This window comes from Nocardia sp. CA-129566 (assembly GCF_050956075.1).
Classification (GTDB): Bacteria; Actinomycetota; Actinomycetes; order Mycobacteriales; family Mycobacteriaceae; genus Nocardia.
This window is the reverse complement of record NZ_CP192085.1, coordinates 4,180,419-4,194,375: the sequence shown is the minus strand read 5'-3', so window position 1 is coordinate 4,194,375 and position 13,957 is coordinate 4,180,419. Positions and strand designations below refer to the sequence as shown.

Sequence of the window (13,957 nt, the reverse complement as noted above, 5' to 3'; positions counted from 1 at the left end):
GCATACGAACCACGCACGTAACCGATCATGCGCCGCAAGTCATCCCAATTATGGTGATAGGGATTGCAGCAGCACTGCGGAGTAAGGAACACTCAACGAGCGACATTGCGTCCCCCATGAATCCGGGAAAGTCGTATCGGCCGGGCGGTTTCGCGGGCCGCGGCGGCGGTATCTTGCCGCGGCCCGGCGTTTCTCAGTCGCGTGCGGGTGCCGCCACCCCGCGCAGCTCGAGCACACCGTGCTCGGGACCGAACCCCAGCGCACGAGTGCGCGCGATGGACTCGTCCAGACGCCGCGCCACCGGGTCGGGCAGGGCCGCTGGTCGGCGGGTAGCCAGATCGACGTTCACACTGAGGAACTCGAATGAATTGGCGATCTCACCGGCGGTGCGATTGACGAGATATGAGATGCCGTGCACGGCCTTGTCAGTGCGGCCCAGATAGCAGAGGTGTACCGAAACCTCCTGTCCCACCAGAACTTCCCGGTAATAGGTGAGGTGCTGCTCGCTGGCGAACAGGCCGAACCCGGAGATCTCGCCGAAGCCGAGCCGATGGTGCAATTGCCACATGGCCTCACCGTGCAACTGGAAGTAGCGCATCACGTTCATGTGCTGGTTGCGGTCCTCGAATTCCGGCGGGACCAGCCGGGTGAACGCGGTTCGCACCGCAAGTACCTCGCTGAGTTCCGGTTCGACTGCCTTCATGCTCGTCCTCTTCACCTGTCCGGATCTACCGTGCACCTGCCCGGAGCGCTTGCCGATAACGCTCCGACAGCGCTGGCGGGAAGCCTAGATCACCTTCGATCACCCGAATCGCCAACGGCGCGGCGAGCGATCGCAGTCGCTCGCATCCGGCCGCACCGATCGCCTCGTACGGATACACCGCCAAGTCGTCGGTGCGGTTCTCGATCGCCTGGCGCCGCGCGGTGCCGTGCAAGGTCAATGCGATCTCATCGCGCGCCAGCCAGCCGCGCTCACGCAACGCGTGTACGCCCGCGGCCCACTCCTGTTCACTCCAGGATCGGCTCATACGCAGGACTTCCGGGGCGATCTCTCCTGTCGCGGCGTGTGTGATCAAAGCCTCGATGCCGCTGAGCCCCTCGGTCAGCAGCAGGGCGACATGGCCGTCGCCGCGGAACTCCCGCAGTAAGGACTGCGCATGCCACAGCACGAGATGCGGTTCGTCGGGCCAGGGCAGTGCCGCATGGGCCGCGAACAACGGCCGTCCGTGCAGTCGCTCGCAGGCCCGCTCGGCGGCCCGCCTCACCAGGTCGGCCGCCTCACGCACCTGCGCGCCGACGACATCGTCACCCCACGCCTGCCGCAGTGATCGGTCGGCTGCCTCCAGCCGCGCGCGCAGAATGGCCCCGGGAGCGGCGATCTCCCATGCGGCCGGCAGGACCGCGCGTACCGCGGCCGGGTTGAAGTTGAAGAAGGCGCCGATGGTGACCTCGGCGGGGACCGGGCCGAAGGCGGCAGAGCGCGACGCGAAATACATCATTCGTGGATCGGTGATGCCGAGTTCGCGATACACCTCGGGACCGTGCGGGGTGAAGTAGATCATCCCGTGCACCGGTTCGAGGGCACGGAAGGTCAGCCGGGCATCCTGCGGGGAAATTTTGCTCACGAGATCGCTCCGATATCTCATCACGATGGAGAGGCCGAATCTGCTAGTGGCCATGCATCACTCGGATCATTCGCCACCGAACGTGACGAGCGTCAATACATGGTTACCCGAATCCGATGTCAACTTCAAGCGTGCGGATGCGGAGCGACACCACCCCTATGGCGGCCATATGGAAGCGGACCGGCCTACTTGCGCGCGCCCACGATCCGCAGTGCGAGATCGACGTAGTAGTCGCCGATCTCCTCGGGCGACATCGGACCGTCCTCCCGATACCAGCGGGCGAGGTCGATGCCGAGCGACAACAGTGCGACCGCGGCCATGTGCGGGTTCGGATTGTCGAACGCGCCGACCGTGACACCGCGTTCGATCAACTGCCGCATCTCCGCATCGATGAGGTGCCGAATGGCTTTGATCTCCCGCTGATGCTCCGGGTTGAGCGCGGCCAGTTCGTAATTGATCACCCGGGCCACGGTGTGCGCCCGTGCGTGATGGATGGCGAAGTCCCGCATGACCGCGATCAACTGCTCGACCGGATTGTTCGAGGAGGCCATGGCGACCCGGATGCGGTCCAGCGTGTTCTGGTGCCCGCTGCGCGAAACCTGATAGAGCAGTTCCTCCTTTGAGCGGTGGTGCACATAGATGGCCGCCGTGCTCATGCCCGCGATCGAGGTGATGTCACGGGTGGTGGAGCCATGGAAGCCACGCTCGGCGAAGGCGGCCACGGCAGCCTCCAATAGCCGAGCCCGCGTCTCGTCCGCGCGCGAGCGATCCTCTGATCCGGTCACTCGAACAGTGTGGCATCCGATCAGTGAAAATCTCCGGGCGGTACACCCGATATGGATCGTCTCGACCGAGAATTCCCCGGTCACACCCATGATCCACGCATTGAATATGAACTCAGATTCAACTACGATCGGTCCGCAGACACGGCGGAAGGGATTTCCATGATCAGCCCGACACCCGCATCGGCCGAGCGCGGCAAACCCGCGACCGCGGTGCTGTTCGACGTCGGCGGTGTCCTGACCTTCAGCGTCTGCGAGGCGCTTCCCTCGGTTGCGCTCCCGGGCTGCCGTTACGCCTGCTCACCAAGGACCCCGCGGCACGAGCCCTGCTGGTCGACCAGGAGGGGCGTTCCGCGCCGCAGCCGACCGTGATGGCGGACGGCCTGGGGCAGAACATCGACGCCGCCGAGCGGGTGGGGCTCACCGTCCCGCATCGCGAGGCATCCGACACCGCCGCGCGACTGTGCGGCGCACCGACCAACGAAAGGGCAATACCGTGAGCCCGATCCTCCAGGAGTCCACCGATACCGTCCTGGCCGAGAAACGCGGCCCGGTGCTGATCCTGACCCTTAATCGGCCGGACCGGCTCAATGCCTGGAACGACACACTCGAACAGCGCTACTTCGAACTACTGGACGAGGCGGACAACGATCCCGGGGTCCGGGCCATTGTCGTCACCGGTGCGGGACGCGGATTCTGCGCCGGTGCCGATATGGCGGATCTGCAGCAGGTCAGCACCGCTGACGCCGCGAATCTCGAAGTGCCCCAGCGAAACCGGCCCCGCGAGTTCCCACTGTCGGTCCGCAAGCCCCTGATCGCTGCGATCAATGGCGCGGCGGCCGGCCTCGGACTCGTGGAGGCGCTGTACTGCGATCTGCGGTTCAGCGCCCCGGACGCCAAGTTCACCACGGCGTTCGTACGCCGGGGGCTGATCGCCGAATACGGCATCGCCTGGCTGCTTCCCCGCCTCATCGGCCGCGGCCGCGCAATGGACCTACTGCTGTCCGGCCGCATAATTCGCGGCGAGGAGGCGCATGCTATGGGACTCGTCGACCGAATCTGCCCGCCGGAGACGCTGCTGGACGAGGCGGTCGCCTACGCGACCGAGCTGGCGAACCACTGCTCCCCCACCGCCATGAGGCTGGTCAAAAGCCAGATCAATCGGGCCATGGACTCGGATTTCGCGACGGCGGTCGCAGTCGCCGACGATCTCATGCTGTCGGCGTTCGGCCATCCGGACTCGACCGAGGGTGTGATGAGCTATCTCGAACACCGCGCACCCGCCTTCACCCCGCTGGGGCCGATCGCTACCGACTGAAATGACAATGAAATAACAAGGGGCCCCGCCGCATTTTCAGCGTGGGGCCCCTTGTTTTCCGCTCAGAGCGCGAGCACCAGTTTTCCGGTGTTCCCACCGCTGAACAGCATGTTCAAGGTCTCACCGAACCGGGCGACCCCGCCCTCGACCACGTGTTCGCGGCTCTTCAGCTTCCCCTCTGCCACCCACTGCCCGATCTGCGCAACCGCTTCGCCGTAGCGGTCGGCGTAGTCGAAGACCACGAATCCGGTCATGCTCGCGCGGAAGACCAACAGCGACATGTAGCGTGACGGCCCGGGCTGCAGTGTCTCGTCGTTGTACGCCGAGATCGCCCCACACAGGACCACGCGAGCACCGCGGCGGAGATTGGCGAGCGCGGCATCGAGAATTTCCCCGCCCACATTGTCGAAGTAGACGTCGATCCCCTTCGGCGCGAGCGCACGCAATCGCTGCAGAACGTCTTCGCTGCGATAGTCGATGGCCGCGTCGAAACCGAGTTCCTCGGTGAGCAAACGGCACTTCTGCGGCCCACCGGCGATCCCGATCACGTTCGCGCCCTTGGCTTTCGCGATTTGACCGACCACGCTGCCGACGGCTCCGGCCGCAGCCGACACCACCACGGTCTCACCCGCCCGCAGCTTTCCGACCTCCAGCAGGCCGAAATACGCTGTCATGCCGGGCATTCCGAGCGCGCCAAGCCAGGTCGGGCCGGGCGCGACGCTCAGGTCCACCTTCTGGACGCCCTTGCCGTCACTGATCGCGTATTCGGTCACCCCGAAGGCTCCGCTCACGGTGTCGCCGACGACGAAGTCCGGGTGCTGCGACTCGACGACGGTGGCGATATCCAGTGAGCGCATCACCTCACCGAGCCCGACCGGCGGCACATAGGAGCGCACGTCGTTGAGCCAGCCGCGCATGGCCGGGTCGAGGGAGATGAAGTCGACCTGCACCAGAATCTGCCCCGCGGACAGCGCGGGCAGTTCCTCGGTGGTCACGTTCCAGGTGTCGGCATCGGGAAGCCCCGACGGCCGCCGCGCCAGCCGCACCTGCTGAGTTTTCGTCATTGAGAGACCTCTTCTTTCAGAGCGTTTCAGAGTGCGCCCTGCTCCGGATCACCGGCCGGCAGCGGATCGAAGACCAGCACCTCCGGCGGTGCGGCGAGGGCTTCGGCCAAAGCCGCGCCGACCTCGGCCAGCGCCGCGCCCTGGCCGTGTGCGCGCAGCGCTTCCTTCGACGCCCACTTCTCGATCATCACGAAGTGTTCGGGCTTGTTGCGCTGCCGGTGCAGCGCGTACCGCAGACAGCCGGGCTCGGCGTGCACGGCGGGCGCCGCCGCGCGCAAGGTCTTCTCGACCAGTTCCTCTTGCCCAGGCTTGGCGATCATGGTCGCCACCACGACATAGGGATCGGCCACGGGGTCCTCCTCGGAAATTGGGTAGATGTCGGATGAATTCAGTTGCCGCCCAGCCGAAGATCGATGAGTTCGGCGAGCGCCGACCGGTGCCGGCCGGGACTGTCGAGGCCCAGTTGATCCGCCTTGGCGCGCTTGAGATACAGGTGCACCGGATACTCCCAGGTCATGCCGATGCCGCCATGGAGTTGGACGGCCTCCTCGGCGGCCTGCACCGCGACATCCGCGCAGTAGGCCGCCGCGACCGCGGTACCGATGCCCACGTCGGGATCGGCGGCCGCGATGGCTCCCGCCGCATACCGTGCGGTGGCCGCCGCGGTCTCGACCTCGACGTAGAGGTCGGCCAGTCGATGCTTGAGCGCCTGGAAGCCGCCTACGACACGGCCGAACTGGCGCCGCAGCTTCAGATAGTCGACCGCCGTCTCCAGACACCACGCGGCGACGCCCGCTTGTTCCGACGCCAACAGTGCCGCGCCGATCGTCAAGCCTGCCTGCAGGGCTGCGACCCCTGAGCTCGCCGGGACGACAATCCGGCCAGGTACGGATTCGACGACGATATCGGCGAGCTGGCGGGTCATGTCCAGCGATATCACCGGCGTGACCGTCGCCGCGGCCGCGGAAATCGCGTGAATCTCTGTGCCGGTATCGGTTTCGACCGCGGCCAGCAGCACATCGGCGTCGAGGACGCCCGCGACGCTGGACACGCGACCCGACAACCGCCCGTCCGCGTCCTTCCAGAAGGAAGGAACTCCGTTCGCCGAGGCGGCCGTGAACGGTGCGAGCAGCGCTGCGGTCACCTCCCCCGCCGCGAGCTGACCGACCAGCTGGGAATCACCGGCGAGCAGCACCGTCGCAGCGATGACACTGCTGGTGAGAAAGGGAACGGGCGCGACGAACCGCCCGAGTTCTTCGAGCACGACCGCGGCGTCACGGGCACAACCCCCGGCGCCGCCGCGCTCTTCGGGCACGAGCAGTCCGGCGAGTTCGAGATCGCTGGCCAGGGCCTTCCACAATCGCGTGGTGAGTGTGCGGTCGCCGTCATAGACGCGCGCCACCATACCCGGACCGCAGTTGGCCTCGAGCAGATCGCGTACGGTCCGACGCAGCGCGATCTCGGTGTCGGTGTCGAGCAGGAGGATGTCCTCACTCATCGGGCCAAGTCCTTCCAGGCGATATCCTTGTCCGCGCGCGGTTCCACCGGCAGGCCGAGGACCCGCTCGGCGACGATGTTCCGCAGGATTTCCGAGGTTCCGCCCTCGATCGAATTGCCTTTGGCGCGCAGATAGCGGTAGCCGGCGCTGCGCCCGGCGAAGTCGACCCGCTCGGTCCGCTTCATGGTCCAGTCGTCGTAGCGCAGACCGCCCTCACCGAGGATCTCCAGTTCGAGACCGGACAGCTGCTGATTGGAACGGGCGAAAGACAGCTTGAGCGCAGAACTTTCGGGTCCCGGCTGCCCACCGGAGACCTGCTGGCGCAACCTGGTGGCGGCCAGGCGTCCGGCTTCGGCCTCCACCCAGAGTCGCAGCAGCCGATCGTGCAGTTCGGGGGTGTGGTTGTCCGGGTTGCTGCGCCAGGTGCTGGCCACGGCTCCCAGGACGCCGCTTTCGCGCGGGACGGCTCGCCCGCCGATCGAGACCCGCTCATTGTTGAGCGTCGTGGTGGCAACGCGCCAGCCCTCCCCCTCCTTGCCAAGGCGGTGGGCGTCGGGGATGCGCACATCGGTCAGAAAGACCTCGTTGAACTCCGCTTCGCCGGTGATCTGGCGCAGCGGCCGCACCTCGACACCCGGGTCCGTCATATCGCAGATGAAGTAGGTCAGTCCGGAATGCTTGGGGCGACTCGGATCGGTGCGGGCCACCAGGATCGCCAACTGTGCCTTGTGCGCGACCGAGGTCCACACCTTCTGCCCGTTGACAATCCAGTCCTCGCCGTCGCGCACGGCCCGGGTGCCGACCGCCGCCAGATCCGATCCGGCCCCCGGCTCGCTGAACAGCTGGCACCAGATCTCTTCGCCGGTCCACAGCGGGCGTAGGAATCGCCGCTGCTGCTCGGCCGTGCCGTAGGCCAGGATCGTCGGTGCCGCCATGCCGAGGCCGATGCCGTTGACTTCGGCGTTGTTGCCCGGGGCTCCGGCCTTTTCGAACAGCTCGTCGACGAACGGCTGAAGTTCCCGGTCGACCCCGCGACCGCCCAGACCGATCGGGAAGTACACCCAGGCCAGTCCGGCGTCGAAGCGGGCGCGATGGAAGGTCACCGCGTCGGTGGTGGTCGGATCATATTCGGCGACCAGGGTTTCCACCCGTCCTCGCAGGTCGTCGCGAACCGAGTCGGTCATCGGTTCTCCTCCTTCACTGAGGTGATTCCGGCGCGCAGGAGGGGTTCGACCGCATCCCCTATCTTGTCGAAGCCGGAGCCCACGGTCTGGCCGTGCAGATAGCGGTAGTGGATGCCCTCGAGGATGGCGCCGAGTTTGAATGCCGCCAGCCCGAGGTAGAACCCGAGATGCGCAAGGTCGCGGCCGCTGCGTTCGGCGTAGCGGTCGAGGATCTCGGTTTCACTGAGGAACCCGGGCGCACCGGATGCGTCACTGACGCCGGGCAGGCCCAATTCGCCCAGCCGCTGATACAGCAGCAACAAGGCCACATCGGTGAGGGGGTCACCCAAAGTGGCCATCTCCCAGTCGATGACGCCGGCAACGCGATCCTGTGCATCGACCAGGATGTTGTCGAGCCGGTAGTCTCCGTGCACGATGCCGTCCGGCGATTGTTCGGGCTGTCGCTCGGCGAGCAGCGCGTAGAGCTCATCCGCACCGGGCAGGTCCCGGGAGTAGGAGGCGTCGAGCTGCTTTTTCCAGCGATGTACCTGCCGCTCCAGAAATCCGGTCGCACGGCCGAAGTCGCCGAGCCCCACCGATACGGGGTCGACGGAGTGCAGCGCGGCCAGCGCGTCGACCATCCCGGCCGAAATGACGCGAGTCCGTTCGGGACCGACGGCCACGAGTTCGGCAGCCGCCCGATAAGGCGTCCCCGCAACGTTTTCCATGAGATAGAACGGTGCGCCGAGGACGTCGTCATCCGCGCAGTGCACGTAGGTCCGCGGCACCGGGACGTCGGTGCCGGCCAGCGCACTCATCACCCGGTATTCCCGGCCCATGTCGTGCGCGGTCGCCAGCACGTGGCCCAGCGGTGGGCGGCGCAGGATCCATTCCGAGCTGCCGTCGCCGATCAGGTAGGTCAGATTGGATCTGCCACCGGCGATCAGCCGGCCGGTCAATGGGCCCGTGACGAAATCCGCCCGGGTGGCGGCAAGCCAGGCGGCCAGGCGATCCAGATCCAGTCCCGGCAACTCCCTGACGTCCGAGTCGCCCATCACGGCACCAGCAGCGCGATGGACTCGGCCACGCACGCCGGTTTGGCAGCACCCTCGATCTCGACGGTCACGCGGCTGACTGCTTGGAATCCCATGCTCGCGGGTGCGAGCGAGACCAGCTCCACACCGGCCCGGACCCGCGAGCCCACAGGGACCGGAGCGGGGAACCGAACCTTGTTGGCCCCGTAGTTGACTCCCATCGATAGGCCCTCGACGGTGTAGACACCCGCGGTCAGCATCGGCAGCAGCGACAAGGTGAGAAAACCGTGCGCCACGGTGGTCCCGAACGGACCAGCTGCCGCCTTCTGCGGGTCGACATGGATCCACTGGTGATCACCGGTGGCGTCGGCGAAGCGGTCGATCTGGTCTTGGGTCACCGTGTGCCAGTCGCTGTATCCGAGATGGGTGCCGACGGCCTTCTCCAGTTCGGGCAGGCCCTGGAAAATCTTCATCGTGTGCGATCCCCTTGTTCCGATATCGTTGGGCGGCTAGTTCTTCGGCCCGCCGGCCACGTAGATGACCTGTCCCGAAACGAATCCCGCGCCCTCGCTCACCAGGAACGACACGGTGTGCGCGATATCCTCGGGGTTTCCGGCCCGCGCCACCGGGATCTGCGAGATCACAGCCTTCTTGAAGTCCTCGAAGTCGACGCCCATGCGCTCGGCCGTGGCCCGGGTCATATCGGTCTCGATGAATCCGGGCGCGACGGCATTGGCGGTGACACCGAACTTGCCGAGCTCGAAGGCCAGCGTCTTGGTGAAGCCCTGGAGTCCGGCCTTCGCCGCCGCGTAGTTGGCCTGGCCGCGATTGCCCAGCGCCGAGGTGCTCGACAGGCTGACGATCCGGCCGAAGCCTTGATCGATCATGTGGCGCTGCACCGCCTTCGAGCACAGGAACGCACCGCGCAGGTGCACTCCCATCACCGCGTCCCAGTCGTCGACACTCATCTTGAACAGCAGGTTGTCCCGCAGAATGCCCGCATTGTTGACGAGCACGGTGGGCGCGCCGAGTTCGGCCACCACCCGCTCCACGGCTTCGGTGACGGCATTCTCATCGGACACGTCCGCGCCGACCGCGAGCGCCCGACCACCGGCGGCCTCGATCTCCGCGACGACCGGCTTGCACGCGGACTCGTCCAAATCCACTACGGCGACGGCCATTCCGTCCGCCGCGAGCCGCAGCGCGACCGCGGCTCCGATGCCCCGGGCCGCGCCGGTGATGACCGCTACCCGCTGTGTTTCGTTGCTCATCATGTTCTCCTGTGTGGTGTGGTTAGGACGACGGCGTGTAGACCACGCGCCCGACGGTCTTGCCGTCGGCCAGGCGCTGCACGCCATCGGCGATGTCCGCAAGGGCAAGTCGCTCGCTGACCAACGGGCGTATCGCGCCCTCGGCGGCGAGGCGGGTCAGGGCGCGGTGGCATTCGGCGACGGCGTCCGGGTCGTGCGTGTTGTAGAGACCCCAGTGCAGGCCGACGATCGAGTAGTTCTTCACCAGCGCATGGTTCAGTGCGGCGCTTTGGATTTCGCCGCCCGCGAAGCCCACCACCAGGATGCGGCCTTCGAAGGCGATGCACTTGGTCGAGCGCGCGTAGACCTCGCCACCCACAGGGTCGTAGATGACATCGGCCCCACGATTGTCCGTGACCTGCTTGACGACCTCGACGAAATCGGCTGTCCTGCGGTCGATGACGACGTCGGCACCGAGTTGCCTTGCGTACTCGGCCTTCTCAGCACCGCCGACGACGCCGATCACTCGTGCCCCGGCGGCCTTGCCGAGTTGGATGGCGGCGCTACCGACGCCACCGGCGGCCGCGTGCACCAGCAGGGTCTCCCCCGCCTGCAGTGCGGCGCGGCGATGCAAGCCGAACCATCCGGTCTGGTAACCGATGTAGAGCGCTGCCGCTTCGGCATCGTCCAAAGCCGGTGGCGCGGGGAAGGTTTGCGCCGCCTCCATCAGGGCGTACTCGGCGAATCCACCGTAGGGCAACGAGGTTCCGCCGATCACACGATCACCGATCGCGATTCCATCGACGTCGTCGCCGACAGCCACGACCTCACCGCACAGCTCCACACCCGGCGTGAACGGCAGCGACGGCTTCACCTGGTACAGGCCACGGCACATCAGGACATCGGGGAAGTTCGCCGCCGCACCGGTCACGCGGACGACCAGCTGCCGTGGACCAGGTTCCGGGCGCGCCACGGTGTCGAGCCGCAATACCTGCCCCGGCTCACCGAGTTCGTGTACGCGCCATGCCTTCATCTCGGTCATCTCACACACCGCCGGTCAGGGTGATGCCACCGTCCACGACCAGCAGTTGCCCGGTGAGCCAGGCGGCGTCCTCGGAGAGCAGGAAGGCGACCACGCTGCCGATGTCCTCGGGCACACCGAGCCGCTTGAGCGGGTAGGTGGCCGCGAGCTGCTCCTCGTGGCCTTCATAGAGGGCACTGGCGAATTTCGTCTTCACCACGGCCGGCGCGACGGCGTTCACCCGCAGGTTCGGTCCGAGCTCGACCGCGAGTTCCTGGGTGATGTGGGTCAGCATCGCCTTGCTGGATCCGTAGAAGCCGATGCCCGGCGCGGGTTTGATGCCCGCGACCGAGGAGACGTTCACGACCGCGCCGCCGTGCTCCTTCATCCACGCCTGATAGGTCTGCTGCACCCACGACAGTGCGGCCAGGCAGTTCACCTCGACGATCTTGCGGGCCGCGTCCAGGTCGAGCTCGACCATCGGACCGAAGACCGGGTTGATGCCGGTGTTGTTGACCAGCAGATCGGCGCTGCCGAAGGTGTCGATCGCCCGCTTGACCGTCTCGGCCTGATGCGCGAGATCATCGGAGCGACCGGCCACGGCCAGCGCCCGCTCCGGCCCGCCCAGCACCCGCACGGCCTCGTCGAGCGCCTCCTGCTTGCGGGCGGTGATCACGACCTTCGCGCCCTCATCCACCAGACGCTGCGCGATACCCAGCCCGATACCGCGACTGGCACCGGTGACAATGGCGGTCTTGCCTTCGAATCTGTTCACAGAGAAGTCCCTTCGGTTGTTGCTGCGGTCACGACAGCCGTTCGAGCACCATGGCCATGCCCTGGCCGCCGCCGACGCACATCGTTTCCAGGCCGATCTGCTTGTCATGGAATTGCAGTGAATTGATGAGAGTGCTGGTGATCCGCGCACCGGTCATGCCGAAGGGATGACCCACGGCGATAGCGCCGCCATTCACATTGAGCTTGTCGAGGTCGACCCCGAGCGCACGGGCGGACGGAATGACCTGCGCCGCAAAGGCTTCGTTGATTTCGACCAAGTCGACGTCACCGATCGTCATGCCCGCGCGGGCCAGTGCCCGCCGCGACGCCTCGACCGGGCCCAGACCCATGATCTCGGGCGAGAGCGCACTGACACCGGTGGCGACGATGCGGGCGAGTGGAGTCAAGCCGAGCTCGGCGGCCTTGGTATCGGACATGATCACGACGGCGGCGGCCCCGTCGTTGAGGGGGCAGCAATTGGCCGCCGTGACCGTGCCATCGGGCCGGAATACCGGTTTCAGCGCGGCGACCGCGTCGAGCGTGACACCGGCACGCGGGCCGTCGTCGGCGGATACGACGGTACCGTCGGGCAGGGTGATCGGCGTGATGTCGCGCTGCCAGAAGCCGTTCGTCAGGGCGATCTCGGCGAGGTTCTGACTTCGCACCCCGAAGGCGTCCTGTTCCACGCGGGTCACCCCTTCGAGCTGAGCCACGTTCTCAGCGGTCTGCCCCATCGCGATATAGACGTCGGGCAGCTGACCATTCTGCCGTGGATCAGCCCAAATCTGGCCTCCCGCACTGAATTTCGCGGTTCGTTCGACCGCGTCGTCGAAGCGCGGGTTCTGGGTGCCGGGCAGGCCATCGGCGTTGCCCATGCCGTAGCGGCTCACCGTCTCCACCCCGGCCGAGATGAACACGTCGCCTTCCCCCGCCCGAATCGCGTGCAGCGCCATACGGGTCGTCTGCAGACTCGAGGAGCAGTAGCGGTTGACGGTCACTCCGGGCACCTGATCGAGCCCGGCGAGTACGGCGACGACGCGGCCGAGATTGAATCCGGATTCCCCGGCGGGCTGACCGCAGCCCAATATCAGATCGTCGATCTCGGTCGGATCGAGCGCGGGTACCTTGTCCAGCGCGGCTCGCACGATCTGTGTGGCCAGATCGTCGGGTCGCATGTCTTTGAGCGAACCCTTGACGGCACGCCCGATAGGCGATCGAGCGACGGAAACGATGACGGCTTCGGGCATGGGGGCCCAACCTCCCAGAACTGAACTTACTAAGCGCTTATTTTCTTCCCACACCATGCTCGACGCACCCCGTCCGGTCAATACCGTCAAGCCGGGGTTTTTAGTGTGATATGTGGCACATTCATCACAAAAGCGCAGCTCGAGCCGTGGAATTGAAAGCAATCTTGAACTCGAGTTCAGATTCCGCTTGCGCCGAGGGACTCGATCCGGGGGCACTCGCCCGGAGGGGTGGGGTCCGCACCGTTCGAACACAGCGCGCGCAGCGGCGATCACTGCGGCGCGTGCGCGCGGAACCGCCTCGTCCACTACTTCACGGGCTGCAACAGCGCCATTCGACCGAGCACAGCTAGCACGGATGGAGGACGACTCAGTCGGACTTCAACTGCAGGCCATCGACCCAGAGCTGGGTCAGGGTGTGGACCAGCTTCTCGAACGCGATGCGCTGATGCTGCACGAAGACCATGTAGGCCATGCGGCTGACCATCACCGAGAGCGCCTGCGCGGCGATCATGGGATCGAGCTCCGCCCTGGCCTGGCCGGATTCCTGCAACTCACGGATCATCTTGGCATTTCGCTGCACGAATGCCTTGCTCCGTTCGATGCGCAAGCGGCGGAAGTCCTCGTTGATGAGGGCGACCTCCTCGAACACGGCCATCAGGCGCGCATTTCGCTTGTAGGAGAGCAGGTATTCACGATTGGCCGCCTCGATGAGATCTCGAGCATCGGTGACGCCGGTGCGCTCCCGGACATGCGGGTGCAGCATCTCCTCCCGCACCTGATCGACTACCGCGGCGAAGACCTCTTCCTTGCTGTCGAAGTAGGTGTAGAAGGAGCCGGAGGCAGTGCCCGCAGCCTTGGAGATATCGGCGATCTTGGCGTCGAGGTACCCGTCGCGCTCGAAAATCTCACGTGCCGCGGTAATCAATGCGGTGCGCGTGCGCTCGCCGCGCCTCGTACGCGGGGGAACTCGACGAGGCTCGGCCTCGCTCACAACGGGTTCGGACGCCAACGCTGATCACTCACTCGCTCATCAGGACAGGTTATCGATTTTGTCACCGTATCACCGCCGGTGCCGCAGGAGTTCGTCCCGCAGACCGTACTTCGCTCGTCTACCTGCGCTGATAGCCCTGGATCGAGCAGCGGACCGCCATGGACAACCCCTCAAAGGCCGACCGTTTCGG

At 66.1% G+C, this 13,957-nt stretch carries 16 protein-coding genes; 2 read left to right on the top strand and 14 right to left on the bottom strand.

Annotated elements, in window-relative coordinates:
* Positions 1–193: 193 nt before the first annotated feature.
* From ACQP0C_RS18110 to ACQP0C_RS18100, 3 genes are all read right to left on the bottom strand, one after another.
* Entirely contained in the window at positions 194–703 is a 510-nt protein-coding gene (locus ACQP0C_RS18110; protein WP_433734051.1) for a thioesterase family protein, read from the bottom strand.
* 25 nt (positions 704–728) lie between these two features.
* Complete coding sequence (locus ACQP0C_RS18105) at positions 729–1,625, bottom strand: SCO6745 family protein (protein ID WP_433734050.1); 897 nt, start codon at positions 1,623–1,625, stop codon at positions 729–731.
* Between the two features lie 185 nt (positions 1,626–1,810).
* The gene (locus ACQP0C_RS18100; RefSeq protein ID WP_433734049.1) at positions 1,811–2,410 is read right to left on the bottom strand and encodes a TetR family transcriptional regulator; all 600 of its coding nucleotides are present in this window, start codon (positions 2,408–2,410) and stop codon (positions 1,811–1,813) included.
* A 368-nt stretch (positions 2,411–2,778) separates the two neighbouring features.
* Between ACQP0C_RS18100 and ACQP0C_RS18095 the strand changes: the two genes are divergently transcribed.
* Together ACQP0C_RS18095 and ACQP0C_RS18090 are read left to right on the top strand one after the other, a co-directional pair.
* On the top strand, positions 2,779–2,907 hold the full coding sequence (locus tag ACQP0C_RS18095; protein ID WP_433734048.1) for a hypothetical protein: 129 nt from the start codon (positions 2,779–2,781) through the stop codon (positions 2,905–2,907).
* Positions 2,908–2,912: 5 nt separating this feature from the next.
* Entirely contained in the window at positions 2,913–3,725 is an 813-nt protein-coding gene (locus ACQP0C_RS18090; protein WP_433734584.1) for an enoyl-CoA hydratase-related protein, read from the top strand.
* Positions 3,726–3,787: 62 nt separating this feature from the next.
* Here ACQP0C_RS18090 and ACQP0C_RS18085 read toward each other — a convergent pair whose 3' ends face one another.
* The 11 genes from ACQP0C_RS18085 to ACQP0C_RS18035 all read right to left on the bottom strand — a co-directional run bounded on the left by ACQP0C_RS18085 (position 3,788) and on the right by ACQP0C_RS18035 (position 13,701).
* Complete coding sequence (locus ACQP0C_RS18085; RefSeq protein WP_433734047.1) at positions 3,788–4,789, bottom strand: NADP-dependent oxidoreductase; 1,002 nt, start codon at positions 4,787–4,789, stop codon at positions 3,788–3,790.
* Between the two features lie 26 nt (positions 4,790–4,815).
* Positions 4,816–5,139 carry a putative quinol monooxygenase gene (locus tag ACQP0C_RS18080; protein ID WP_433734046.1) on the bottom strand — a complete coding sequence of 108 codons (324 nt, stop codon included), beginning with the start codon at positions 5,137–5,139 and terminating at the stop codon, positions 4,816–4,818.
* 38 nt (positions 5,140–5,177) lie between these two features.
* On the bottom strand, positions 5,178–6,287 hold the full coding sequence (locus ACQP0C_RS18075) for an acyl-CoA dehydrogenase family protein (protein WP_433734045.1): 1,110 nt from the start codon (positions 6,285–6,287) through the stop codon (positions 5,178–5,180).
* Positions 6,284–7,471, bottom strand: a complete 1,188-nt coding sequence (locus ACQP0C_RS18070) for an acyl-CoA dehydrogenase family protein (protein WP_433734044.1) — start codon at positions 7,469–7,471, stop codon at positions 6,284–6,286. Before ACQP0C_RS18070 ends, ACQP0C_RS18075 begins: the two co-directional genes overlap by 4 nt.
* On the bottom strand, positions 7,468–8,505 hold the full coding sequence (locus ACQP0C_RS18065) for a phosphotransferase family protein (RefSeq protein ID WP_433734043.1): 1,038 nt from the start codon (positions 8,503–8,505) through the stop codon (positions 7,468–7,470). The genes ACQP0C_RS18070 and ACQP0C_RS18065 overlap by 4 nt, the downstream gene beginning before the upstream one ends.
* The gene (locus ACQP0C_RS18060; protein ID WP_433734042.1) at positions 8,505–8,957 is read right to left on the bottom strand and encodes a MaoC family dehydratase; all 453 of its coding nucleotides are present in this window, start codon (positions 8,955–8,957) and stop codon (positions 8,505–8,507) included. Before ACQP0C_RS18060 ends, ACQP0C_RS18065 begins: the two co-directional genes overlap by 1 nt.
* Before the next feature lie 36 nt (positions 8,958–8,993).
* Entirely contained in the window at positions 8,994–9,755 is a 762-nt protein-coding gene (gene fabG / locus ACQP0C_RS18055) for a 3-oxoacyl-ACP reductase FabG (protein WP_433734041.1), read from the bottom strand.
* Positions 9,756–9,777: 22 nt separating this feature from the next.
* Positions 9,778–10,767 carry an NADPH:quinone oxidoreductase family protein gene (locus ACQP0C_RS18050; protein WP_433734583.1) on the bottom strand — a complete coding sequence of 330 codons (990 nt, stop codon included), beginning with the start codon at positions 10,765–10,767 and terminating at the stop codon, positions 9,778–9,780.
* A gap of 10 nt (positions 10,768–10,777) precedes the next feature.
* Complete coding sequence (locus ACQP0C_RS18045) at positions 10,778–11,530, bottom strand: SDR family oxidoreductase (protein ID WP_433734040.1); 753 nt, start codon at positions 11,528–11,530, stop codon at positions 10,778–10,780.
* A 28-nt stretch (positions 11,531–11,558) separates the two neighbouring features.
* Complete coding sequence (locus ACQP0C_RS18040) at positions 11,559–12,776, bottom strand: acetyl-CoA C-acetyltransferase (RefSeq protein WP_433734582.1); 1,218 nt, start codon at positions 12,774–12,776, stop codon at positions 11,559–11,561.
* 367 nt (positions 12,777–13,143) lie between these two features.
* On the bottom strand, positions 13,144–13,701 hold the full coding sequence (locus ACQP0C_RS18035) for a TetR/AcrR family transcriptional regulator (RefSeq protein WP_433734039.1): 558 nt from the start codon (positions 13,699–13,701) through the stop codon (positions 13,144–13,146).
* Positions 13,702–13,957 lie beyond the last annotated feature (256 nt).

Coding starts and splice junctions, on each gene's coding strand:
- ACQP0C_RS18060 (WP_433734042.1), bottom strand. CDS start 8,957: ATGAAGATTTTCCAGGGCCTGCCCGAACTGGAGAAGGCCGTCGGCACC.
- fabG (WP_433734041.1), bottom strand. CDS start 9,755: ATGAGCAACGAAACACAGCGGGTAGCGGTCATCACCGGCGCGGCCCGG.
- ACQP0C_RS18070 (WP_433734044.1), bottom strand. CDS start 7,471: ATGACCGACTCGGTTCGCGACGACCTGCGAGGACGGGTGGAAACCCTG.
- ACQP0C_RS18075 (WP_433734045.1), bottom strand. CDS start 6,287: ATGAGTGAGGACATCCTCCTGCTCGACACCGACACCGAGATCGCGCTG.
- ACQP0C_RS18085 (WP_433734047.1), bottom strand. CDS start 4,789: ATGACGAAAACTCAGCAGGTGCGGCTGGCGCGGCGGCCGTCGGGGCTT.
- ACQP0C_RS18110 (WP_433734051.1), bottom strand. CDS start 703: ATGAAGGCAGTCGAACCGGAACTCAGCGAGGTACTTGCGGTGCGAACC.
- ACQP0C_RS18040 (WP_433734582.1), bottom strand. CDS start 12,776: ATGCCCGAAGCCGTCATCGTTTCCGTCGCTCGATCGCCTATCGGGCGT.
- ACQP0C_RS18065 (WP_433734043.1), bottom strand. CDS start 8,505: ATGGGCGACTCGGACGTCAGGGAGTTGCCGGGACTGGATCTGGATCGC.
- ACQP0C_RS18050 (WP_433734583.1), bottom strand. CDS start 10,767: ATGAAGGCATGGCGCGTACACGAACTCGGTGAGCCGGGGCAGGTATTG.
- ACQP0C_RS18095 (WP_433734048.1), top strand. CDS start 2,779: ATGGCGGACGGCCTGGGGCAGAACATCGACGCCGCCGAGCGGGTGGGG.